This is a genomic window from Opitutaceae bacterium, assembly GCA_041395105.1.
Taxonomy (GTDB): Bacteria; Verrucomicrobiota; Verrucomicrobiia; order Opitutales; family Opitutaceae; genus B12-G4.
This window is the reverse complement of record JAWLBB010000003.1, coordinates 52,711-75,917: the sequence shown is the minus strand read 5'-3', so window position 1 is coordinate 75,917 and position 23,207 is coordinate 52,711. Positions and strand designations below refer to the sequence as shown.

Genomic DNA, 23,207 nt, shown 5'->3' with positions numbered 1-23,207 from the left:
GGCTGATGCCCGCGCCTCGCCGCTTCATCATCCGACTCATGAGTCTGGCCGCCCTCTCCCTGCTTCCCGGCTGCGTCTCGCTGACCCCCTACCGTGAGGCCGTTGCCGCGCTTCCCGGCGACCAGCTTGTCGAGGTCGATGGACGGCGGGTCCACGTCGAGGTGACCGGGGCGGGCCGACCGGTCGTCCTTCTGCACGGCTTCGCCGCCTCCACCTTTTCCTTTCAAAAGCTGGCGCCCCTGCTGGCGGAGCACCACCGGGTGGTGGCGATCGACCTCAACGGGTTCGGGTTCACCGAACGCCCGGCCCGGACGGAGCCCTACACGCCGGACGGCCAGGTCCGGATGGTCCTTTCGGTCCTCGACCACCTGGGCGTCGGGCAGGCCACCGTCGTCGGCCATTCCTACGGCGCCGCCCTCGCGATGGTCCTGGCCGCGGACTTCCCCGACCGGGTCGACCGCCTCGTCCTGATCAGCCCGGCCGCCGAATTCGAGAAGCCACCCTGGTACCTGCGCGTCGCACCGGGACGGCTGCTCGCCTACGGGATGGTCCGCGCCCTCCTTTCCAGCCCGGACCGCTTCCGGCGCACGCTCGGGATGGCCTACCATCGAAAAGACCTCCTCACCTCGGAAATTGCCGAGGCCTACCGGGAACGTCTCCTGATCGAGGGCCTCGGCGACGCGTTCCGCGGCTTCGGCGCGGCCATGCAGGCACCCGGGGATTCACCCTGCCCTTCGAACGCATTCCGGCGCCCACTCTGGTCGTCGCGGGTCGCCACGACGCAGTGGTCGGGGTCGAGCCCTGCCGGCGCGTCGCCGAAACCCTGCCGCAGGCGCACCTCATCATCCTCGAGCAGTGCGGCCACTCGGCGCCCGAGGAGGAGCCCGAAGCCCTGGCCGCGGCCATCCTCGATCACCTTTCGAACCCCCCGTCTCCCCTTCCGCCGACTTGAGGCATCACCCTGCCTACGAATCTCCAGCGCACCAGCAGTGGGGACGCAAAGGCATTACCGGCAGCATTGGAAAGAAACTGTAGCATAATAGAATGACGCCTGGTTAGCGCCAAGGCGCAATGAGCCAACAAAGCTCTGTTTGCTCTTCGACGGCGGGTCCGGAGGCCCCGCCCTACCACCTGAAAACGGAGCGTCCGTGATAGGGCTGGACGTCCTCTCCGAGGCGTAGGCTCGACGAGCCGGAGGCCCGGCCAGCCGCAACTGTTGTCCGAGAAAAAACAACGATAAGCGGCTCGACGGTCAGTCAGCGGCCAAAGTTCAGCGTCCCGGGACTGACCAGGACTGGGAACAGGACCTAAGGCGCCCCGTGTAAACGCAGGAAGCCTGCGGTGATTACTTCAATACCCGGGCTGACCCCATCCCAAGCCCTTTAGTTACCCATTCGAGAAGATTGAACGCGACAGTCAGGCTGCCGACGACCTAGACTTCCCCGGTATTCTCAACTTGGCCTGCAACGACAGGTCCCAGCCAGACTCCCCCAACCTTCAGCACGATGACCCTCATTACACCTGAACAGCGCGATCTCTATCACACCGAAGGCTACATGATCCTACCGGGAATCATCCCACCTGACACACTGACGATGCTTCGCGAGTAGTGTTCCTATTTCCTCGGCTACAAGGATTCTCAGATGGACAGCAAGGGTATCATGGTGGATGGGATCAATCATCGAGGTCGCCGATACTTCATTGGCAACCTCTATCGGTTGAGCCAGCGGATGCGGGAGTTCATTTTCAGTCCCATGATGGCGGAAATTGCCCAAGCCGCCCTCGGTCCCGATGTGTTCTTGTTCAATGAACAATGGGTCGTCAAGAATGCGGAGCAGGGAATGAAGTTCAGTTGGCATCAAGACAGCGGCTACGTGAAACGCAGCCATCCCGACGTCGCACACCCTCCGTATCTGACTTGCTGGGTCACGCTCGATGATGTGAGTGAGGCCAATGGCACGGCCTATATCCTCCCACATTCCCGTGGTGGCACGGCGGATAAGATCGTGGAACACATCGAGGAACCCGGCACGCATGATCTGGTGGGCTACACCGGCGACGATCCCGGAGATCCCGTGATTGCTCCCGCCGGCAGTATCGCCTGTTTCACGAGTTACACCCTGCATCGCAGCGGCCCCAATCTGACAAAGCGGATGCGCCGCATTTATCTGCCGCAGTATGCCTCGGCCCCGATTGGTGGAGATGAAATCAAGAAGTGGGCCATGGCCGTGCCATTTGTGAAAGATGGCAAGATCATCTATGATGCCGACAATGACCTGGCGGAGACTTACGGCCCGTTTCCTTCCAAGAGGCTGTCTTGAGTTTTGCTGAAGCGTGTCGCAGAGATTGATTGGGTTCGTTGGGCAAGGCGGCGGTTGGGGAGCAAGAGGACGGGGTCAGTCCCTGCCAGCGGCTGTGTTCGAGGAACCCAGGACAACATGATGCTCTGAATGGACCTACCTCCTTCAAGAGCGTTGTTTCCAAGAGAACTGAAATCTGAACATTGACCCCTTCTGCTTCCCTGTCGGCTACATGTCATCTACCATGCATGCTCCGGTTTCAGGTGGTAGGGCGAGGGCCTCCGGACCCGCCGCCAGCTCAATCAACACCTCGTTGGCTGATCCGATTCTTTCGCAAACTGAGCGCCATTCCAGCACAATACGGTTTCTTTTGGGCGGCAAAAAGAATACGTTGCATGCTACGTTTTCTTTCGAGTTCGGATATGTCCGGCCTGGTTGTGGCTGGTTCTTCGTCGGAGTGTCCGGCCTCGGTTATTCGACTCTTGCGAGACGCCCTTCGCGTTCATTCAGGCGGGTACGGGCCACCCGGCGCCCGATGCAGATGGGAGTCACCACTCGCGACCAGGAATGACGCGCTTGTTTCGAGCGGGGCGCCACGCCTGTCGATATACGGCACCGTCTGGAAGTCGACCCGCCATTCCGCGGGTGTCACCCTGCAGCGGACATATCCCCGTCGGTCGTTGTGAAACTTGACCCAGGGATTTTCGGCCAGAAGTTCCGCCAGGTAGTCCGGCTCCCCCACCCCGTTGCCACTCGAGCTGATTGACGTCCCGACCAGTTCGACCGCCACAGGGTCCGTGACATCCTGATCGGCGTCAATCCAGAGTTCATTGGCCCAATTCTCATGGAGATCGCCGGTCAGGACCACCGGATTGGAGACATTCGCCTCCCGCAGATAGGACAGAAGCCACCGCCGTTCGTTTCCGTAGCCCGACCACTTGTCCACGTCGAAAGAGGTCTCGGAGCCGGGTTCCAGATCAACCGGGGCCATCAGGACCTGCTGGGCGAGGATGTTCCAGATGGCCGGAGAATGGGAGAGCCCATCGGCCAGCCAGAGGCGCTGTTCGGTTCCCAGCATGGTGACGGTCGGGTCTTCCAGCGCCGGACTGAACGGCTGCCTTCTCGGCCCGCTCGGCTGATTGGACCGATACTGGCGCGTATCAAGAACGTGGAATCGCGCGAGCCGTCCATAGTCGAACCGCCGGTAGAGCGTCAAATCCGGTCCGGACGGCCTCGCCGTCGACCTGAGCGGCATATGTTCGTAGTAGGCACGGTAGGCGTCGGCGCGCCTTTGCAGGAATGCGGATTCTGAATAATCCTCGGGGCGTTTCGGAACATCGCCCGCGTAGTCGTTCTCAACTTCGTGGTCGTCCCAGGTCACAATCCACGGAGCCATGGCGTGGGCCTTCTGCAGTGCCCGGTCCGATTTGTAGACGGCGTAGCGCAACCGATAGTCGTCCAGGGTGCGGATGGCTTCCAGCCCATGGGGCCTGACCCCCTTGGAGGAGTCCTCATCCTCATAAATATAATCGCCCAGAAAGACCACCAGATCGAGATCCTCGCGCGCCATGTGCTCATAGGCTGTGTAATAGCCCATCTCGTATTTTTGGCAGGAAGCGAAGGCGAAGTTGAGCCGCTCAGGCAGGGCACCCTCCCGGGGAAGCGTTCGAGTTCTTCCCGTGGGGCTGACCTCGGGGCCGGCCCGAAACCGGTACCAGAACCACCGATCGGACGGGAGCCCCGCGATCTCGACGTGAACGGAATGCGCCCAGGCCGCCTCGGCCACAGCGATGCCTTTCCGGACGATGCGGTTCATCGATTCATCCTCAGCCACTTCCCAGCTGACCTCGACGGGCTCGGGTGACATGCCTCCGCCTGGCTCGTTTGGCCGCGGAGCCAACCGGGTCCAGAGCACAAAACCGTCCGACAGGGGATCACCCGAAGCCACCCCAAGTGAAAAGAGCCCGCCTTCAGGCTCCCCGATGGGATCGAAAACCCGGGAGCGAAGCAGCGGGGCGGCGGCAATTGAGGCTCCGGCCAGGATAAACCTGCGCCGGCTGAGAAGGTTTCGATTCAACAGCTTGTCGAGCATGATCTATTCCTCATTTTGAAGACGTTGGATTGCCGGGAGGCGATACGAAATGTAAAGTCTCCTCCTCACGGTTCCACAGGGCCGGGTAAGGTAGTCCTGCAACACGGAAAGAGATGCGACAGAAGAAAGTGAGATACGGCAGCGGAACGTCTCGGCCAGGACGGGCATGATGAGATTGGCACGGCTTCAACCCACGATATAACCAAACAGACCGACAAACTCAACAGCGACACCGGCCGTTTCCTAAAAGAAACAAAGTCGAGCGGCCCGAATCAATGACATTGTTTGTATCTTATATCCTGTGACCCGCAATTCTGCCGAACATACCCGCTTCCCACCCGGGCCGACTCCTCACAGATACGCGATAGGAACGATCAATCCCATTTCGGGCGCGTTGTTTCAAAGAAAACTCGAATCTGAACACCGCCCCCTTTGACCTTCGAGCGGAGCGGCCGCTCCGGTACGGACGGCGCAGCGACCTTGCTTGGGCCCCACCTGGCTCCGCGGATGAAACGGTCAGGGCAGGTTGTAGTCGGGATCGTCCAGGCGGGGCGTCCCGCTTATCGTCAACAGGTAGTTCTGGTTGCGGGTGTCGTCCTGGGTGCCGACGAGGAGCACGTAGCCCCGGTTGGATTCGGGCGCGAAGGTCAGGGTGACGAGACCACCCTTGCCCGTGTCCACGTAATCGTCGTAGCCGCTGCCGACGATCGCGACAAATGGACCGTAGCCGCTGAGTCCTTCAACCGTGACCGTGATGCTTGAATACTCCCGGGCCCGCTCGATCTCGAGCCACTCGTACTGGTAGACCCTCCCCCTGTCGTCGGAGACCGAGGCGTCCCGGCCGGTCACGGCCCGCTGCCGGTCCGATCCGACATCGACAGTGTCGGTGTTGGATTGGGGAGTGATCCGGAACCGGTAGGCGCCGTAGACCCCCGCATCGAAATTCCGGATACGGAAATCCGACTCCGCCAGGTCGAGCCAGTCGGCGATAAAGGATTCCGTCTTACCCCCCACCTCCTCGTCGAAGTAGCCGCGCCGTCCGCCGGTCCGCCGGTCGACCACCTCCATTTCGGCATCGAACTCAGAGTAGAGCTCAATCCGGTATTCCCCGGGTGTCAGTCCGGTGAACCGAAACACGTCCATCACCACGTCGGCACCCGCCCTCGGAGTGTCGGAAGCCTCAAGGGAGCCGTTCTGCCACGCGTCCACCACCACCCCGATCGCCGTGTCCTCGCGTGCGTAGAGCGAGAACTCCTGATCCTGGTGCGGGTTGAGGCCGGACACGGTCAGCCAGTAGCCGGAGCCGGCCTCCGCAAGGAAGGCGATCTGCGCTTCGAGGGTCTCGCCGATCACCGACGGGATGTCCTTGAGCAGGCCCTTGGTTTCCACCTGGAACCGGATGTTGCTGGATTGGATGTCAGGTTCGTTCCAGGAGATGATGTAGGGCCGGCCGGCTTCGAAACCCGCCAGCCGGTAGGTGACCTGGTTCTGGCCGAGGGAGGCCGCGGTGCTCCGGCTCGTCCCCCGGGTGACCACGTGGGGCCGGAGGGGAAAGGCTCCGGTGCGGACGGCCGATGCCGGGTTTCGGGTGTCGCGGACGAAGACGCGACCGCTCAGGTTGAAGAGACGGGCGGGGTCGACAATGATGCCGCCGTCCGCCTCGAACCGGTAGTCGGGGGCGTCGCGCATCGCAAAACTGAACCGGTGCCAGTCACGCAGGTCGTCGGAGAACTCGATTTCCTGAAGGCAGCCGGGAGCGAAGGGCCAGAGCCTGAACGAGGGAGGGGTCGCCTCAGTGGTGGCAAGCTGGTCGCCGAGGAACGGAAATCCGTCGACTTCGACGCGCGGGGCCGAGGGCGCCGAGCCGGTGATCCCCTCGATCCAGCCGGCGTGGTGGGCGACGTCGGTGTAGACGGACAATCCGTTTCGGCTGTCCGAAGTGGGCCGGCCGCCGTAGCTGTCAATCCCGGCCAGCAGCCAGTCGCCGGTTTCGCCGTCCCGGATCAGGAGCGGCCCGCCGCTGTCGCCCTGCGCCGAATCGGCCGGCGGATCGAAGCCTCCAACAGGGATGTATCCAGGCGGCAGGTCGTCCAGTCCGGCTTCAACCAGGATCGCGCTGTCGAGCGGATGGATCGGAACGTCCACGACCTGGAGATGGGCGGTACGCGTCTGGTCTTCGGGATCGGTCGTGGTGCGGCCCCAGCCAAGGATGGTTCCCGTCCCGGGCAGGACCGGCGGATCCTCCGGTCGGCGGAGGGTGAGCGGGCCGATGTCATCGACCGGGACCGAAAGCTGGATCAGGGCGATATCGGCGCCCAGGGAGACCCGGTGATGATGGTCGGGATGAACGAAGACAAGTTTGGCGCGGGCCAGCCGCGGGGAAGCGTTCAAGTTGGTCTCCCCGAGGGCTACGAGGAAGCCGTTCAGGGGGATTGAGTCGACGCAGTGGGCGGCGGTGAGCACCCAGGTCGGGCCGATCAGAACACCGCCGCAGAACTGGCGTTCGGAGTTCAGGGTCGACCCGCGGTCGATCAAGGCGACCATCCAGGGGAACTCGCCCGGGGCGGCCGGTCCACCGCCGATAATCGGCTCAGCCACCGGCGTCCGGATCGATACTGCAGGTTCAGGACCGGCAAGGGCGCAGACGCCCGTAAGGAGGGCCAGGAGGCCTACCAGGGCGCGCCGCCCGCCCCGGACGGATGACAAGGGCTGGGTCTCCACCCCGACCCGGGAATGGCCCGGCGGGCGCGGGTGGCAGGCATCATCGGCGTCAGCGGTCCCGTCGGATGGGGCGGCAGTCATGGAGGGCGATTCAGATCATAACCTGAGCTAATGTCACGCCCATATGCAATTAGGCGGATCAGGTGACAGCGCGGAGCAGGCGCTGGCAGTGGAGGTAGTCTGTGAAGGCCACGTCCTCGCGGACGCGTCCGTCGGCCAGCGCGATGTAGCCCCCTTCTTCAAGGAGGGGCGGTAAGTCTTCGCGCAGGATGCGTTCGGCGGCGCAATCTCCGGATCGCCCCGAGGGTCCAACCTGAATGAGATCGACAGACAAGGGACTCTTTCCCAATTCGGGATGCCTCCAATCTGACGGATTCTTCGCGCGGGGGCCCGGCCTCCGGCTCACGGGAGCGTGCGGATCGGAGACGAGGACCGTCCTTCATCGCGTTCCGTCACTGGAGATGGGGATCGTGATCCCCGAGCGGCCGCTGCACCTCGGGACAGACCTGCGCGACCACGTTTGGGCAACAGCTTCTCATTGACTGACCCCATTGGCCCCCTTCCTCTGGCTCTTGTCCCTGGCGGGGTCGGGCGAAAACTGAAAACTGAACGTTTTCCCCTTCCAGATCCCTTGTCCCGTTCCAGATGCCTTTCGGTTCAGAGTCACCGTGAATCAAAACTCAAGGGATGAACTCTTTTGCCCCCCTCTAGATTACGCGTTTTTTCCCTTCTGCCCTTCCGACTTCCTCTTCACTTCCGGAATCCTGAATAGTCGGACTGACCCCGTGAAGACGCCTTTGCTTGTCTTTCCCGCTCCGTCTCCCTTCTCCTTTTGACTTTCCCTATTCTTATGAGCAACGCCACCTCTCTTCAGTCCTCCCTCCGGATCAAGGCGACCACCTACGCCTCGAAGTTTTCACCGGTGGAAGAAACTGCGGCCGATGAACTCGCCCAATTCACCGGTGAATGAGAGAAAGGGTCGGGCTTTGTAGTTTGTAGCTGAAGACAGTTGCACCGTATGTCAGCCATCGGGGCGCTGAAAAGGGTTCGACGGTCAGGTGTCCGTTTCTTCAACGGGTCCGCATGAGGGAGGCTGTGCCTGGGCCGGGTATTCCGAAAGAAACCGTAGCACAATAGGATGGCGCTCAGTTAAGGGTGCCTTTCATTGTCTTGTCTCGGACAACCGTTGCGGCTGACCGGGCCTCCGGCTCGTCGAGCCTACGCCTCGGAGAGGACATCCAGCCCTGCCACGGATGCTCTGACTCCAGGTGGTAGGGCGAGGGCCTCCGGACCCGCCGCCGAAGCGCAATCAACACCTCGTTGGCTGATCCGACTCTTTCGCTAGCTGAGCGCCATTCGTGACTACTTCAAAACCAGGGCTGACCCCATCCCAGTCCAAGAAAGACTGAATTCTGAACAACCCCTTCTGCTTCCCGCAACTGACGAATTCCGCCTACGGCGTCGAAGGGCTTAACACCAGTCTGTAGAATCCCGTGGGCCCTACTTGCACTTTCATGTGTGCAATACCCTCACCTTCGTCGACCATGACGAAATCAAGCGCCGGTGCGGGGGAAGAGAGAACTTCATCCGGGTAGGAAAACCAGACAGACAAATCGGGTGAATACTCAATGGCTCGCGTGATATCTCCGCCGCTGGTTCGTTGAGAAAAGTGGAAATTCAAGTTTCCGTCGGAATCAAGCTGAATAAAGTCCTCCGCGGAGGGGTCCTGGCCCAGCGGGTTGGAACCTCTGGCGTACTCTTCGAAATTGCTTTTGCCGTCCCCGTCGGGATCCGCAGCCCTGTCGCTGTCGCCGGCCTGGGCCCATGAGATAGATTCCTCCCACTCCTCGAAACTGGAAGTATCCTGCACCGCGGTCTTGAACGATGCCGCCACCGTTTCATCATGCGTAATGGTCGCTATATACTCTTTGGTGACGCCCTCGTATGTAACGGTGATCCTGTGCTTTCCTTTGAACACGGGTGTCACAAAGATGCCGGAACTGTCGCTCTCGCCGCTTACGTTCGTCCACCAATCGGTCAGGACGTGATCTATCCAGACCTGGCCGCTGGGCTTGATCACAGGTTCAATGCGATCGCCGCTGGTATTATCAAGGTCGTCAAACAGGACAGAATTTCTGCGCCAATGGTTGAAATCGTTCATGCCCCACATGGTGATTCCGTCGACCGATGGATGCTCAAAAGCGCATTCGAGCACATTGGCAGCGACGAATGCCTGTTCTTCCGGAGACGCTTTCCAGTTTCCTATATTGAGATCGAAACCCGTCACTTCGATTCGCAAGCCCGGGAGACCCTCAGGGTGATTCGCCGTAGGTGCCATCGGAGCAGCCAGAATATCCAGTCGGCGAGTAATCTGTGCTTTGGTGATCATGCGATCGATGTGGGCCTGCACCCCGATACCATCGATCTGCCCACCTGCATCGCGAATGCCGTCTATCAGGGCCTTGTATCGTATTATGTCGGCATCATCTTCATTCCAGAAGTTCAGCATATTGGTCTCTTCCACAAAGAGGATTGCATTCGGATCCGCCTCCTTGGCTGCGTTGGACCATTGGGCGATCTCCGCGGCTTGGGCAGTCAAGTCCAGCCCCGGAACAATCTTCGCCATGAGCAGATTGGTCTGATAGAACGGATTATTGTAAAGGTTGAACACCTTCACTCCGGATTTCCTGAACGTGTTGTGGTAGTCTGAAACATGGTTGATAATACGGTCGTGGATAAAGGGGCCATCGTCTGAATTCTGCACGTCCAGGGGCACTTGGTATCGGGCGCCCCAGACGGTGGTGTGTCCGCGAACCCGCATCCGATCAGCACTGCCAAAGCCTCTGTGGTTCCGGGCGGCCTCAACAGCCTTCAGAAGGCGCTCCGGACCTATACCTTCGTAAAAGGCCCAGGTCATGATGTTTTCAAAGGTGACCGAATTGAAGTATTTGTCGACTTCGGTGGCAGTCCACTCATCGTAACTCGCATTATCGGGATCCAGTTTGTATGCCGCAACCGAGGTGCCGAACCGAAAGGCATGATTGAGCATCTCCACCTTTACGCTGGCCGTCCCTTGGAGAGGCGCCCCTTCCAGAGACCTGAGGGCCACGGTGAGTTCGCTCTGGCGAGCACTGAGATCACCCGGTTGATAGCCGGGCTTTTCCGAAAAGGGTGTCAATTCCACATTGTCAAGAACGAGACTGCTTGCGCCGGTCGTGGTTGGGCGAAAGGCGATCATTGCTTGAGCGGCCGTTGGATCGGTGATCTCGATAAAGAACTCATACCTATGGAAACTCTGATCGAGAGGAAGCGCATGATTGAATCCTGTCGCAATTCCATTGAACCCTCCCTCACCATCAAACTCCGCCACGCTCACAGCCAGGAGAAACGATCCTTCTGAATCCTCAAGCAGGGCCGCATCGAAACCAAGGACAAACTTGTCACCGGGAGAGACCGGCGTCCTGAAGTTGTCCTTGTCCAGGCCGTAGTCCTGACCTACGGGCGTTCCTGTATTGTTTATATCGATACGAAGGGCTTTCCCCTCGGATCCGCCTCCCGTATAATCGGCGGAATCGACAACCGTGGTGACCAGACTCTCGATCGGAGTTTCTCCTACGCTGAAGAGTCGCCATCCGACGATGGATGATACATCGCCAAAAACCCCTGAACCACCCGCCGTTTCCTTGTCGAACAATTCAAAGTCCCCATTTACAACCGGGGGCAATTCGACAATGCTGATATTGTCGAGGTCGATCGTTGCAGAACCGGAAACATTTCTCATCGGCCCGAACGACAAACTGACCATGCCTGTGCTCGGATTTACAGGGCTGAAGGCATACAACTTCGTCGCAAATTCCGATGATTCGACAGAAAAATACGTTTCCGATCCAGCCTGGAGGATATCTCCATTCGCGTCGAATTCGTGAATGACCAAGTGAAGATTGTTGGTGGTTGCACCTTCCACCAGAGCGCCGTCGAAGGAAACCAGGTAATTCTTCCGAAAGCTCGCGGCAGCTCGAGATGGCAAATCCCATTGGTCGAGGGCAAGACTGCCTGATTGGTTCGTGTTGTTCACCTTGAGTCGTATGGCCTGACTGCCAGCCGAAGCGTGATCCGTTATGGATGCCTCGAACACCACATTACCCGAATCAACGTTAAAGAGCCTCCAGCCTTGAAAGGTCTCCGCATCGATAATGTCGGGCGGCGTGATAAAGCTAGCTCCCGGCTCAACGTTCTCAAATCCGCCGTATTCCAGCAGGAGATTCGTTTCAGAACGTGCGGCAAGGACTGCGACTAGAGAAGTGAAGAGAAAAAGCGATCGTTGACCACCGCGTCCCGGCAATGAAATCTTGACCTGATCAATCATGGGAATCCTCTCTTGGGCGCTCTAGGTTCTTCGTGAATCTCCAGCAAATATCATGAAATCGATCATTTCGGAGAGGGGTTCCCGGTCAGCGAAAACGGTCGAGGAGTGGGCGATCCCTCACGATTTCTCCAACTGAATCCCGCGGTCCGAATGGTCCAAAACAGCACAGCCAGCCGAATCGATCAGCTAAGTCCCCCAACCGATCGGAGTGGAATTGTTTCTGATTTCTCCGACCGCCTGCGATACAACTCGTGATTGGCTAATACCAATTTCGGTGCGAAACTAGCATTCCGATGGCGATGCACAATAAAAATCGGACAGTGGAAGGGGTCGGCCCATTCACCCCCTTCTGAGAATGGGTCAGGCTTTGTGGGGATGAACTCTTTTACCCCCTTCAAGTTTATGCGTTTTTCCCTTCTGCCCTTCCGACTTCTTCCTCCCTTGCGGAATCATGAATAGTCGGACCGCTTGAAGACGCCTTTGCTTGTCTTTCCCGCTCCGTCTCCCTTCTCCTTATGACTTTCCCTATTCTCATGAGCAACGCCACCTCTCTTCAGTCCTCCCTCCGGATCAAGGGGATCACCTACGCCTCGAAGTTTTCCCCGGTGGAAAAAACCGCGGCCGATGAACTCGCCCAATTCACCGGTGCGCCGGCCGAAAAATCCCCCCGGCCCGGAAAAGGCGTCAATGTCGCCCTGGCCTCCCGAGGCTGGGTTCCCGCCGCGCAAAAAGCCGCCAGGGACACCGCCAACTGGATGTGGCTGCGCATCGCCGAAGACGGCACCGGAGAAGTCATCGCCAGCGAAGGTTCCGGGCTCTACGCCGCCGTGCGCCTGCTTTCCCACGGCCTCACCGGCACGACTCGGGAAAAACTCGCCCGGGGTTTGCTCATCGAACGCAGCTTCAGCATGAATCGCCCCATCTGGGACGGCTCCTTCGCCCAATACTGGCGCACCAACCGAAAGTTCTGCCCCGAGCAATACGCCGCCACGCTCGCTGAATCCGGCTTCACTCACATTGAGGTCAACAGCCTCCACTCCAGCTTCCCCTACGAAGACTCCGTGCCCGGCGAATATTACTCCCAATTCTACACCTATTGTCCCGGCTTCAATCATTTCATCGACACCCCGCTCACCCGTGGCATCTGGCCGGCCCAATACCTCGACGCCAACCTCGAACGTCTGCAGAGTCTCTCGGCCCTCGGTCGCAAATTCGGCCTCAAGCCCAGCGTCTGCCTCTACGAGCCACGCAGCCTGCCCGAACGTTTCTTCCAACGTTACCCTACCCTCCGCGGTGCGCGTATCGATCACCCCTTCCGCTCCCGTTTGCCGCGCTACACCATGGCGCAAGACCACCCCGTCACCAAACACCACTTCCGCCTCGCCATCAAGGCCCTGATGGATGCCGTGCCCGATCTCGATGCCATGTCCATCTGGACCAATGACAGCGGCGGCGGATTCGAACACTCCGCCTCCCTCTACATCGGTCGCAACGGCGGACCTTATATGATCCGCGAATGGCGCAGCCACGACAAGATCGCCGAAGCTTCGGGAAAAAGCATCGGCAGATTCCTCCGCAATCTCCGCGACGCCGCCGGCGAAGTGAATCCCGACTTCAAACTCAGCCTGCGCATCGAGCCCTTCAAGGTGGAGCACGACCACCTCAAATCCGAACTTGGTCGCGGCATCCACTGGGAAGGCCCCTCGCTCCTCGCCCGGGGTTATTCCCTCCCCTACAGCCACCCCAACTATCCGGATCAACAAGGAGTCGCCGGCGGCATGTTCCATTGCCAGATCGACGAGCGTGAGAAAGCCGAACTCGCCAAGGAACGCGCCCAGGGCGTCGAACCGATCCTCACTTACGCCCCCGGACCCGTCTGGAACCAGGAACCCCTCATCGGCATTCCCTGGCCACGCATGCTCCACGCACGACTCACCCAGCTCAAACGCATCGGCGTCGGTATGGTCAGTGCCATGGGAGGCCTCGCCAACACCACCGCCGCCCCCTACTGGCCGAATACCGCGGCGATCCGCGCCGCTCAATTCACCCCCGAACTGTCCATTGACGAGGTCCTCGCCGCCACCGCAAACCGTTTTGCCGGTGACAGCCACGGTCCGGCTCTCGCCAAGGCCTGGGAACTCTTCGAAGACGCCGTCGCCTGGCAACCGGTCGTGCCCCTCTTCTGCGGCTTCGGCTGGTGCTGGCAACGCACTTGGGATCGCCCGATCGTTCCCGATATCGAAGCCATCCCCGCCGCCGAACGCCGCTACTACGAACGCCACGGATGCTTCCAGCACAACAACCCCGGCATAAACGACCTCGGCAAAGACGTGCTCTTCGACCTCATCCCCCGCGCTTCCGCCGACAAGATGGTGCCACGCTTCGACAAGAAACTGCTCCCCCGTATCGCCAGAGCCGAAAGACACGTCGCCGCCGTCCTCGCCAAATGTGCCGACGACACCCAGGCCACCGCCGTCTTCAGCGATCTCCGCGATCGTCTTCGCGCCTACCGCCACTGGGCCATCACCCTGCGCACCGTCGTCGCGTGGTGCTCCGGTGTCTACGGATACATCGAAAGCAAGTCCGTCGCCCAAAAGAGGAAATACGAGAAGTTCCTCCAAGCCTCCATCGACCAGGAAATCGAGAATGCCACGGGCTTCCTCGATCACTTCGAAAACTCCCCCACCGAGTTCATGGTCGTTTCCGATACCGGCGAAACCACCTTCATCTACGGTAAGAATCTCGGCCGGCACGTGCGGCAGAAGATCCGCCTGATGAAGAAATACCGTCACCACAAACCCAGCATCGACACCAACATTCTCTGGCGTCCGCCCGAAGGCCAACCTTGGCCCGAAGGCTTCCCCACCAGCTAAGAGACTGATTAACTGATGGGTATCAGGTATCCACAAGAGGGTGTAGGAGAGGCTTTATGCCTCGATCCAGAGCCGGTCTGGACAAGAATCGAGGCGTAATCCTCTCCTGCCCAACCCGTCAGATCATGCGTGTCCGACCACTGGGAATCGGAGACTCCGAAGAGGACACGAGGGGAATCCGGGAGAAAGAGAAAGGGTCAGGCTTTGAGGGGCTGTTGCCCAAACGCGGTCGCGCAGGCTTGTCCCGGCGTAGTCCCACGAAGCCGGAAGCACGACCCTCCATCTCAAAGAACGGGACATGATGGAGGGCGGTCCTCCTCTCCGATCCATAGGCTCTTCTGAGCCGGAGGCCGGGCCGCCGCCCGAAGAATCCGTGAGGGTGGACCTATCATGATTTGGGCAACAGCCCCACAAGGGCAACCTTTGATCGCCATTTGATCACCCTGGACTCTGATCTACGGCTCGTCGTCTCCAAGACGATCCGGGACCACTTCACCAACAGCACCGTTCGGGAAAACTTCAAACATTTCGAGGGAACGAAGATTCAGTTGCCAGAACGGTTTCTCCCCGACCCCGCATTCCTCGAGATCCATCGCAGCCAATTCGCCGGTTGAGCCTGAAGCCGGCCTCGCTGGGGTCGAGAACCGGGCGACAATGCCGTTCAACTACAATCCACAAAGCCTGACCCCTTACTCCTCCCCCACCCTCTCCCGTAGGGCTGGCCCTCGGGCCACGCCGCCAAAGCATTCATCTCCCGTCTTCCAACCTTCAGCGCCCCTTACCTTTCCTTCCACTGCCCTGGGCCCCCCGAAGAGGTACCTTCTTCGTAGTCAATCCCCTCCCACAAGCACCAGGCCCTTGCCTCGCTCGAAGCCTCGGTCGATGTGCACCCAGCACCATTCTTGATATTTGTTGCCTGACCCCTATGTCCTTACAAGCCACCGAAAGTCGCGCCTCTCCGAGCCGGAGGCCTTCGTTCCTTCTTTCGCCAGCCCTGAGCCCGTCGAAGGGTTACCTTCGAGTTTAAACCAACCCGAGCCTGATTAGCGGCCCACCATCGACCTTCATTGACAATACTCCAATACTTCTGCAAATGTTGTTCCGATGAAAACGACGATAGATTTTCCTGACAAACTTCTCCATCGGGCGAAGATCATAGCGGCCCAGCGGCGGACAACCTTGCGCGAACTCGTCGTCAGGGGATTGGAGACGGTCACCTCCGAAGAGAACGACAGCGCACGGGACAACCAGAGGAAGAAGACCTTCAAGAACTTGTTGAAAGCCATGCGGGCATCGAACACGGAACCCATGGCGCCTCTGAAGCGGGAAGAAATTTATGACCGCTGAGGCTTTTCTGGATACGAACGTCCTCCTCTACGCTTGCTCCTCCGCACCCGCCGACGCCGGAAAGCGGACCATCGCCGAAGGGTTGATCCTGGAGACCGATTTCGCTCTTTCCGGCCAGGTCCTGCAGGAATTCATCTCCAATGCCTTGTGCAAGAAAGAACTGGGCATTTCCGAAAACGGAATCGAGGCCACCATGGAACTCAGCGGACACGTGCCGGTGCAGCCCATCACTCGTGAGCTGATTCTTTCCGCCATCATCCTGCGACGCCGATTCCGACTTTCCCACTGGGACTCCACCATCGTCGCCGCCGCCCGGGAACTCGGCTGCCACACTCTCTACTCCGAAGACCTCAACCCCGGCCAGGACTACGATGGGGTTCGGGTGGTCAATCCCTTTCAATGAGCACGAAACAAAAGATCGGACGCAACTGGTCGGCTGACTCGATGGGAGCGCCCCCTGGGTTGAACATTGAACGGTGACACCTTTTCGTTCCTACCCCTTTCCCTTCACCACCCCCTACACCGAACAATGAGTCTCATGCAACGGAAAACATCAAGAAGTAAGGGCTGACCCTTTCGCCCGTACCATGAGTCTCATGCAACGGAAAACATCAAGAAGTAAGGGCTGACCCTTTCGCCCGTACCCTCAAGAAGTAAGGGCTGACCCTTTCGCCCGTACCCTTCATTCTTCTGCGAGGACCGGGAGAATCGCTTCGCAGGCGCGTCCAAGAGACCGAAAACACCATGGAACTCTGGGTGTTGGGAACCGCTCTGGGTCCGCTACTGATTGCTGGGGTCTTTGTCTACACCCTGCCGGGACTCCCTGCAGATCGGATCGTCTTCCAGTTGGCGGCCATGGGCGTGATCCTCGTTGGCGGAATCGCTATAGGAGGCACCCTGCTCTTTCGCCGTTTGAACAGGATGAGGGATGATCGACTCGGGTACCTCGGCGAAAGAGCCGTCGGGGAGTATCTTGAACCTCTGAAACCCGATGGGTACCGAGTCTTTCATGATGTGCCCGCTTCGAACGGAAAGAAGCGGTTCAACCTTGATCACGTCGTTGTCGGACCGACTGGCGTTGCTCTTGTCGAGACGAAGGCACGTCGAAAACGCCGCGCACGACCCGGATACAAGGAATACGAAGCCAGCTTTGACGGACGGAAGGTTATCTTCCCTTGGGGTGAAGATACCCAGGGGATCAAACAGGCCAAAGCGCAGGCCGATTGGCTGAGCAATTGGATCACAACCCGAACGGGACTGAAAACGCCGGTTCGTCCTATCCTCACCTTCCCGGGTTGGTTCGTGAAGGAATCCCCTTCCCCGGGTATCCGGGTCATCAACCCCAAGATTCTTCCACAGGCTGTCAAAGGACGTGGTCAGCAGATTCTTTCGGCCCAGGAGATTGATCTGATCGCCCGTCAACTCGACAGCATCTGCCGCGACGTTGAGGATTGAGCCTGGACTGAAACGGGCTAACAATTCGTCCGCTCTCGACAACCAGTGAATCTGCAGGACTACATTGATAGACTTTATCGCCTCAAACGGGACAAGTCCGCAGGGCACGAGCGCCCCCATAAACCGGCACTCCTCCTGGCGATCCTTGATCTGATCGACTCGGGAGCAATCAAGGCGAATCGGATCGAATTGAGCGATCAACTCATCACAAAGTTCAAAGCGGTCTTCGCCACAGTGGCCGAAAAAGACGACCGGCCTACGATCCAGAATCCGTTCTACTACCTGTCTGGAGACGGCTTTTGGCATCTGCAACCCAGCAAAGGAAACCAACCACTCTACGTGCCGGGAATTGTCCGGGCACCCAAGTCTGTCGCTCAACTCCGAAAAGAAGCCGACTACGCCTACTTTGATCCAGATCTCTGGACCCTTTTCCAATCCAGAAAAATCCGGAATGAGGTTCGCTCCTACCTGATCGCTCGCTATTTCCCAGACAAAGCAACGGAGCTTGCCAGACTCGGGTATGAATACGGCGAGAAAAGGGATGACACGGATGGAAGGACGGCTGAGAGCCCGTTACGATCGACAGCTTTCCGTCGGATCATCTGCGAACTTTACGACCACCAATGTGCTGCCTGCGGCCTGCGAATAAGGCTGGAGAATGAACTGTCCTTCGTCGACGCAGCTCACCTGATTCCCTTTTCCGCCAGCCGCAACGATCACCCATCCAATGGAATCGCACTCTGCAAGAACCATCACTGGGCGATGGATCATTCACTGATCGCTTTGAACCACGACGATACCTGGGCGATTGCACCCATCATCAACCCGCGTCGATCCGCCGGAGAGCAGGAATTGTCGGCCCTCGATGGCCACCGAATCATCCGACTACCGTCCGAGCAGGACTTCCGACCGGCAGCAGCCGGCCGGGAGTCGCGAATGCATCGATTGCTCCAGGCCTAACGCAGTCAGGGTAAAAATAGGTCCGGATGTTGGCGGAATTGTGGATTTGGCAGCTTAGGTGTCGAGTTTGGTAGGTGCCCGTCCAGAGTGCACTCCGTTACCGATGACCAAATCCCCTCGAAGCCTCGATCTCGTAACCCCCCCCCCTGCACTATGGGGACCCGCTGAAACATGGAGCCCAATGAATTCGGAAGGGTGTCACCGTTGATATCTCACAGTCTTGGTCTCCGACTTGCTTCGGATTCAGAGCGTGGGGTGACGTTGATTTTGAACGATAGAGCCTTTCCCCTCCCCAAATAGGTTGCTTCATTGTTCCCCTTCAAGGACTTCAAAGCGAAGTCATTCCCTGCCACCGGCATGTAGTCAGCAAGAGCCCAAAACAGTCTATCCAGAGCCCCTCTCAGAATCCGCCAAGATCCGGGTTTATATTTGCAATCTAAGTTCCTCTGAGACAATAGGAAAACTATTCTGAAACCATGGCGATGCCCTTCCGGTGGCAGTTTGGCCTTCGCGAACAGGACCAGAGCAATTCCCCATCATGCCGAACGGATTGAGACAGACCACCCGCTGGGGCAGCCCCCGGGGTGAGAGTGACGTCGCCTATCATAACCTCTCTTTTGCCACCACCGCCCCTCGGATTGTCGTCTTCCTCAACAACGATCAGTCGAAGACCCGGCCGGTTCCGGTTTGCCTCGTCAACGCCAGCCAGGTCTTCAAAAAGGGCGTCCCCAGGAGCCTCTTTCCCAGCGCAGGTATCCAGCGCGTCGCGCAAAAACTCACCGAGCGGAAGGCGGAGGAAAAGCACAGCAGCATCGTCAATCACGAAGAGCTGAAGAAGAACGAAAACAACAACTCTCCGATTCGCTACATCCGTACCATCGAGGCCGATACCAACCGGCCCATCGGGAAAATCGTCGTCAAAGCAAAGCAGCGTGATCCGCACAAAAAGCCTGACGAGGTATCTCAATACGTCGATGTTTTGGCTGTCTCCAACAGGTCATTTAGGATCACTGGCGCGGCTCCGACACTTGGATCTGACGCACCAAGCCGAGCAAGGAAAGCAACTGAAACCGACGAAGTTCTGTTCGCGACGGTTCGTCCGACCCTCAACCTAATTGCGCTGTTTCCGCCAGAACGTGACGGTCCGATTGCGGGCACCGGCTATTGCGTTTTGCGTTGCGATAAGGCGAAGGCAGTACCTCGGTTCCTCTACACTTTACTGATCACTGGTCACTTCAATGCCCGCATGGCGGGCTTGGAACGAGGGGCGAGCTACCCAGCAGTTCGGGATTCAGACGTAACCGCGTCGTGGCTTCCTCTCCCCCCTCTCCGCGAGCAGAAGGAGATCGCGCACATCCTTTCGACGGTACAGCGGGCGATCGAAACGCAGGAGCGGATCATTCAGACCACCACCGAGCTGAAAAAGGCCCTCATGCGCAAGCCCTTTACCAAAGGCCTCCGCAACGAACCCCAAAAACAATCCGAAATCGGCCCCGCTCCCAGGAGTTGGGAGGTCAAACGCTTCGATTCATTTGCGGTTCTTCAAAGAGGTTTCGACATCACAAAAAAGGATCAGCGCGTCGGAGAATATCCGGTCGTTTCGTCAGGCGGAATTAGCAGCTATCACGATGAAGCCAAAGTCAAAGGCTCTGGTGTCGTGATTGCTCGAAAGGGTTCATTTGGAACCGTTAATTACGTTCCCTCCGATTATTGGCTGCATGACACGACGTTGTGGATTAAAGATTTCAATGGGAATAATCCGCGATTTGTCGCTTACCTACTCGAGAAAATGCGGCTGAAACGATTCGATACTGGAGCGGCAAACCAAACGTTGAATCGGAATATTGTTCACGGCGAGAAGATCGCGACTCCCCCCACGGACCAACAGGCGGAGATCGGCGAAGCACTTGAAGCGGTAGAATCCAAGATCACTATCCACGAGAGACGCAAACGTTCATTCCAAAACCTCTTCCGCACCCTCCTTCACGAACTGATGACCGCGAAGACCCGCGTTCACGAACTGGACCTATTACCGAAACACCAAGGAGCCGCATAACATCATGGACCCAACGACCAAAGACACTCTAGCTCAGCTCGACAATCTGCTCGGTGCGAGCAACCAATCTTGGCTGTTTGGCGCAGGAATCAGCCTTGATGCGGGCATTCCTCTAATGTGGCCATTGACGGAGCGGGTTTTTGCGAGGGCAAAAGACGAAGGAGAACCGAATGACATTAAGGTCCTCGAGTTCGTAAAAGGACAGCTCTCGGATGATTCACATATCGAACATATCCTGAGTCAACTAGGGGACCACCGTGCAATTGCCGATCGATCCAAGGATAGGAACGTCGCGTTTGACGCCGTTTCGCTTTCTGTCGATGATCTGGACGCGCTCCACCAAAGGGTTCTTACATGGATTGCTGAAACAATCAGATGGGGATACAAGCCCGCGATACCCGGGGGAGATCCCCAGAAAATCGGAACCCACGAGAACCGGATTGTCCTTATCGAGAGCCACTCAGAATTCGTTTCCGCTCTCTTCAATCGAAGCCAAGCAGGAATCGCCGAACGGCGGAGAGCGGTTCGCCTCTTCACCACCAACTACGACACACTCCTCGAAGACGCTCTGGCGCTTGGAGGTTTCTCATACTGGGACGGTTTCTCTGGAGGTGCTGTTGCGTATCGCAGCCATCGTTACGGTGACGAGGAACCGAATCTTCGAGATCGAGCCCATGTGATTAAGCTTCACGGGTCGATCGACTGGCATCTAGGTGAAGACGACCGCGTATGGCGAGTCCGTGACGGCGACCTTTATCCGAAGAAGGTTTCTCGCGTTCTGATCTACCCGCAGTCCACTAAATACCTTGCAACCCAACGGGACCCCTTTGCGGCCCAATTTGATCTGTTCCGGCGCTCGCTTGGGGCACGCGAAGAGAATGTGCTTGCGACCTGTGGATACAGCTACGGGGACGAGCACATCAATCAAGAGATCGAGCTCACGCTTCAGCGCCCGGAGAACAAGACAACCATCCTAGCCTTCGCATCGAAGCTCAATCCAACTCTTGAGAAATGGAGGAGCGGTCCTTGGGGCAGGCGGGTTTACGTCATTGCCGAAGACGGATTGTATGTTGGTTCAGACGGTCCGCATGCTCCTCCATCCGCAGGCGCTAAACGAGATTGGTGGACGTTTTCCGGTGTCACGAAAATGCTAAGCAGTGGAGCGGAGGCCTGCGCACTATGAATACCTTTGACCTGATTTCCGACCTGAAGATTGGACACATCGTTGAGGTGTCTGGGACGACGATTCGAGTAGAATTGTCCGGCGATGTGACCGAGTTGACCCGAAGCTACGAGGGGAGAGTCTATCCCATCGGTCAGATTGGCAGCATAGTAAAAGTCCATTTTGGGCGGCGTTTGGTATTCGGATTCGTGACGCTGCTTCGCATGCGGTCGGAGGAGTTGCTGGAGATCAGCAAGCCGATCCCGCCAGATGCCGATCAGCGCCTCATGGAGGTCGAATTGTTCGCTGAAGGCGTGTGGAACGCGGCAGACCAAAGGCTACGTTTTGTTCGAGGTGTCACGACCTATCCGCTACCCCGCCAGAGCGTCCATCTGCTCACTCGGGAGGAGACTACGCAGATCTATTCAGCGGCAGAAGGGCAACAAAATGACGGCGACTACAGCCCTCTTGTGCCTTTCGCTCATTACGTAGGCGCGGACAACGCTGTATGCCGGGCAAACGTAGACAAGATGTTGGGCATGCATTGCGCGGTGCTCGGCTCAACCGGTTCTGGAAAGTCCGGCGCGGTTGCGGCTTTGCTTCACAGCATGTTGGATCACATCCCGGAGCCGGATGCAGTTTGCCACCCGAGAATCCTCGTCATTGACCCCCACGCTGAATACGGCAATGCCTTCAAAGAGCGTGCTGTTGTGTATCGCGCCTACGACCCACTTGGAAACGAACCCGCTGCTGGCACCCCAATCAGTCTTCCATACTGGCTGATGAGCGCGGAAGAGTTTCGCCTTCTGGTCATAGGAAAGACGGAGCGAGAAGCTACATCACAGAATAACATTATTTACAAAGCGCTCACCCATGCGCGGATGGTGGTAGCAGGTTTGGTCGATCCTGCCCCGACAGAATATGCCGTTACAATTCCGGATGACGGGTCGGAACCGGACTCGCCCCGCGCCAAGCAAGGAGTCGAGTTTGAGGACCTCGGTGAGTTTGATAGAGATAAGCCGAGACCATTTAGCCTCGAAGAGGTGAAGAACCACATTGAGTTCCTTCAGGCTGCACGACTTAAAAAGGGGACCCAGCTCACGGAACGTGTTCCAGCAGGGGAATTCTCCGAAGGCTTCAAATCCATTTTGGACAAGCTGGCGGTTCTCAGACGCGATCCCCGGATTCGATTCATGATGCGAGAATGGACCGATGAGAGTCCTTCACTACCGCACATTATCGCCCAATTGGTCGGACAGATCCAAGGAGATGGAGGTGTTGGTCAGGATATTCGGATTTTAGACATTTCTGGTCTCCCAAACGAGGTTGCAGGGCCGCTGGCTGCAATGCTAGCCCGCCTGCTGTTCCAGTATAAAGTCTACCAGACGACGGAGGAGAGAAGACGCGATCCAGTAGTCCTTGTGTGCGAAGAAGCCCACCGATACGTGCCGGATCGGGGCGAGGCTGAATATGCAGCGGCCCAAACAGCAATCAGACGAATAGCGCGTGAAGGGCGGAAATACGGCATCGGTCTCATGCTTGTCAGTCAGAGACCTGCGGATGTTGAGAGCACAGTCATCTCGCAGTGTGGCACCTGGCTCGTTCTGAGACTGACGAACGCAGCAGATCAGCAGCATGTTTCCCGTTTCTTGCCGGACGGCTTGTCTGGGATGACGAAGGCTTTGCCGAACCTGGCCCAGCAGGAGGCGATCTTTGTCGGAGAAGGCGCGTCCATGCCGGCGAGGGTTCGCATTCGCGACCTTACGGATGAGCAACTTCCGAAGTCGGAAACTGCCAAGTTTGCAAAAGGATGGACATTGGACCGGTTATCCGAAGCCGAGATAGTAGAAATCGCTAATCGAATGGCTGGCTAAC

Annotated in this window: 14 protein-coding genes; 10 read left to right on the top strand and 4 right to left on the bottom strand. The window is 58.2% G+C overall.

Annotated features, from left to right (window positions below; translation table 11 throughout):
- The first annotated feature begins 5 nt into the window (after positions 1-5).
- Complete coding sequence (locus R3F07_11860) at positions 6-1,040, top strand: alpha/beta hydrolase (GenBank protein ID MEZ5277068.1); 1,035 nt, start codon at positions 6-8, stop codon at positions 1,038-1,040.
- Positions 1,041-1,661: 621 nt separating this feature from the next.
- Entirely contained in the window at positions 1,662-2,321 is a 660-nt protein-coding gene (locus R3F07_11855) for a phytanoyl-CoA dioxygenase family protein (GenBank protein ID MEZ5277067.1), read from the top strand.
- Between the two features lie 481 nt (positions 2,322-2,802).
- Here R3F07_11855 and R3F07_11850 read toward each other — a convergent pair whose 3' ends face one another.
- The 4 genes from R3F07_11850 to R3F07_11835 form a co-directional block, all read right to left on the bottom strand.
- The gene (locus tag R3F07_11850; protein MEZ5277066.1) at positions 2,803-4,392 is read right to left on the bottom strand and encodes an alkaline phosphatase D family protein; all 1,590 of its coding nucleotides are present in this window, start codon (positions 4,390-4,392) and stop codon (positions 2,803-2,805) included.
- A gap of 516 nt (positions 4,393-4,908) precedes the next feature.
- The gene (locus tag R3F07_11845; GenBank protein ID MEZ5277065.1) at positions 4,909-7,194 is read right to left on the bottom strand and encodes a serine protease; all 2,286 of its coding nucleotides are present in this window, start codon (positions 7,192-7,194) and stop codon (positions 4,909-4,911) included.
- Positions 7,195-7,252: 58 nt separating this feature from the next.
- The gene (locus tag R3F07_11840; GenBank protein MEZ5277064.1) at positions 7,253-7,447 is read right to left on the bottom strand and encodes a hypothetical protein; all 195 of its coding nucleotides are present in this window, start codon (positions 7,445-7,447) and stop codon (positions 7,253-7,255) included.
- 1,119 nt (positions 7,448-8,566) lie between these two features.
- On the bottom strand, positions 8,567-11,479 hold the full coding sequence (locus tag R3F07_11835) for an endo-1,4-beta-xylanase (protein MEZ5277063.1): 2,913 nt from the start codon (positions 11,477-11,479) through the stop codon (positions 8,567-8,569).
- Between the two features lie 515 nt (positions 11,480-11,994).
- On the opposite strand from R3F07_11835, the gene R3F07_11830 reads away from it, so the two are divergent.
- The 8 genes from R3F07_11830 to R3F07_11795 all read left to right on the top strand — a co-directional run bounded on the left by R3F07_11830 (position 11,995) and on the right by R3F07_11795 (position 23,206).
- Positions 11,995-14,352 carry a hypothetical protein gene (locus R3F07_11830; GenBank protein ID MEZ5277062.1) on the top strand — a complete coding sequence of 786 codons (2,358 nt, stop codon included), beginning with the start codon at positions 11,995-11,997 and terminating at the stop codon, positions 14,350-14,352.
- A 1,104-nt stretch (positions 14,353-15,456) separates the two neighbouring features.
- The gene (locus R3F07_11825; GenBank protein ID MEZ5277061.1) at positions 15,457-15,699 is read left to right on the top strand and encodes a hypothetical protein; all 243 of its coding nucleotides are present in this window, start codon (positions 15,457-15,459) and stop codon (positions 15,697-15,699) included.
- Complete coding sequence (locus R3F07_11820) at positions 15,689-16,102, top strand: PIN domain-containing protein (protein MEZ5277060.1); 414 nt, start codon at positions 15,689-15,691, stop codon at positions 16,100-16,102. Before R3F07_11825 ends, R3F07_11820 begins: the two co-directional genes overlap by 11 nt.
- Before the next feature lie 341 nt (positions 16,103-16,443).
- Complete coding sequence (locus R3F07_11815; GenBank protein MEZ5277059.1) at positions 16,444-17,154, top strand: nuclease-related domain-containing protein; 711 nt, start codon at positions 16,444-16,446, stop codon at positions 17,152-17,154.
- 45 nt (positions 17,155-17,199) lie between these two features.
- On the top strand, positions 17,200-18,114 hold the full coding sequence (locus tag R3F07_11810) for an HNH endonuclease (GenBank protein MEZ5277058.1): 915 nt from the start codon (positions 17,200-17,202) through the stop codon (positions 18,112-18,114).
- Between the two features lie 538 nt (positions 18,115-18,652).
- The gene (locus R3F07_11805) at positions 18,653-20,170 is read left to right on the top strand and encodes a restriction endonuclease subunit S (protein ID MEZ5277057.1); all 1,518 of its coding nucleotides are present in this window, start codon (positions 18,653-18,655) and stop codon (positions 20,168-20,170) included.
- Between the two features lie 4 nt (positions 20,171-20,174).
- Positions 20,175-21,353 carry an SIR2 family protein gene (locus tag R3F07_11800; protein ID MEZ5277056.1) on the top strand — a complete coding sequence of 393 codons (1,179 nt, stop codon included), beginning with the start codon at positions 20,175-20,177 and terminating at the stop codon, positions 21,351-21,353.
- The gene (locus R3F07_11795; protein MEZ5277055.1) at positions 21,350-23,206 is read left to right on the top strand and encodes an ATP-binding protein; all 1,857 of its coding nucleotides are present in this window, start codon (positions 21,350-21,352) and stop codon (positions 23,204-23,206) included. The genes R3F07_11800 and R3F07_11795 overlap by 4 nt, the downstream gene beginning before the upstream one ends.
- Position 23,207: the final 1 nt, after the last annotated feature.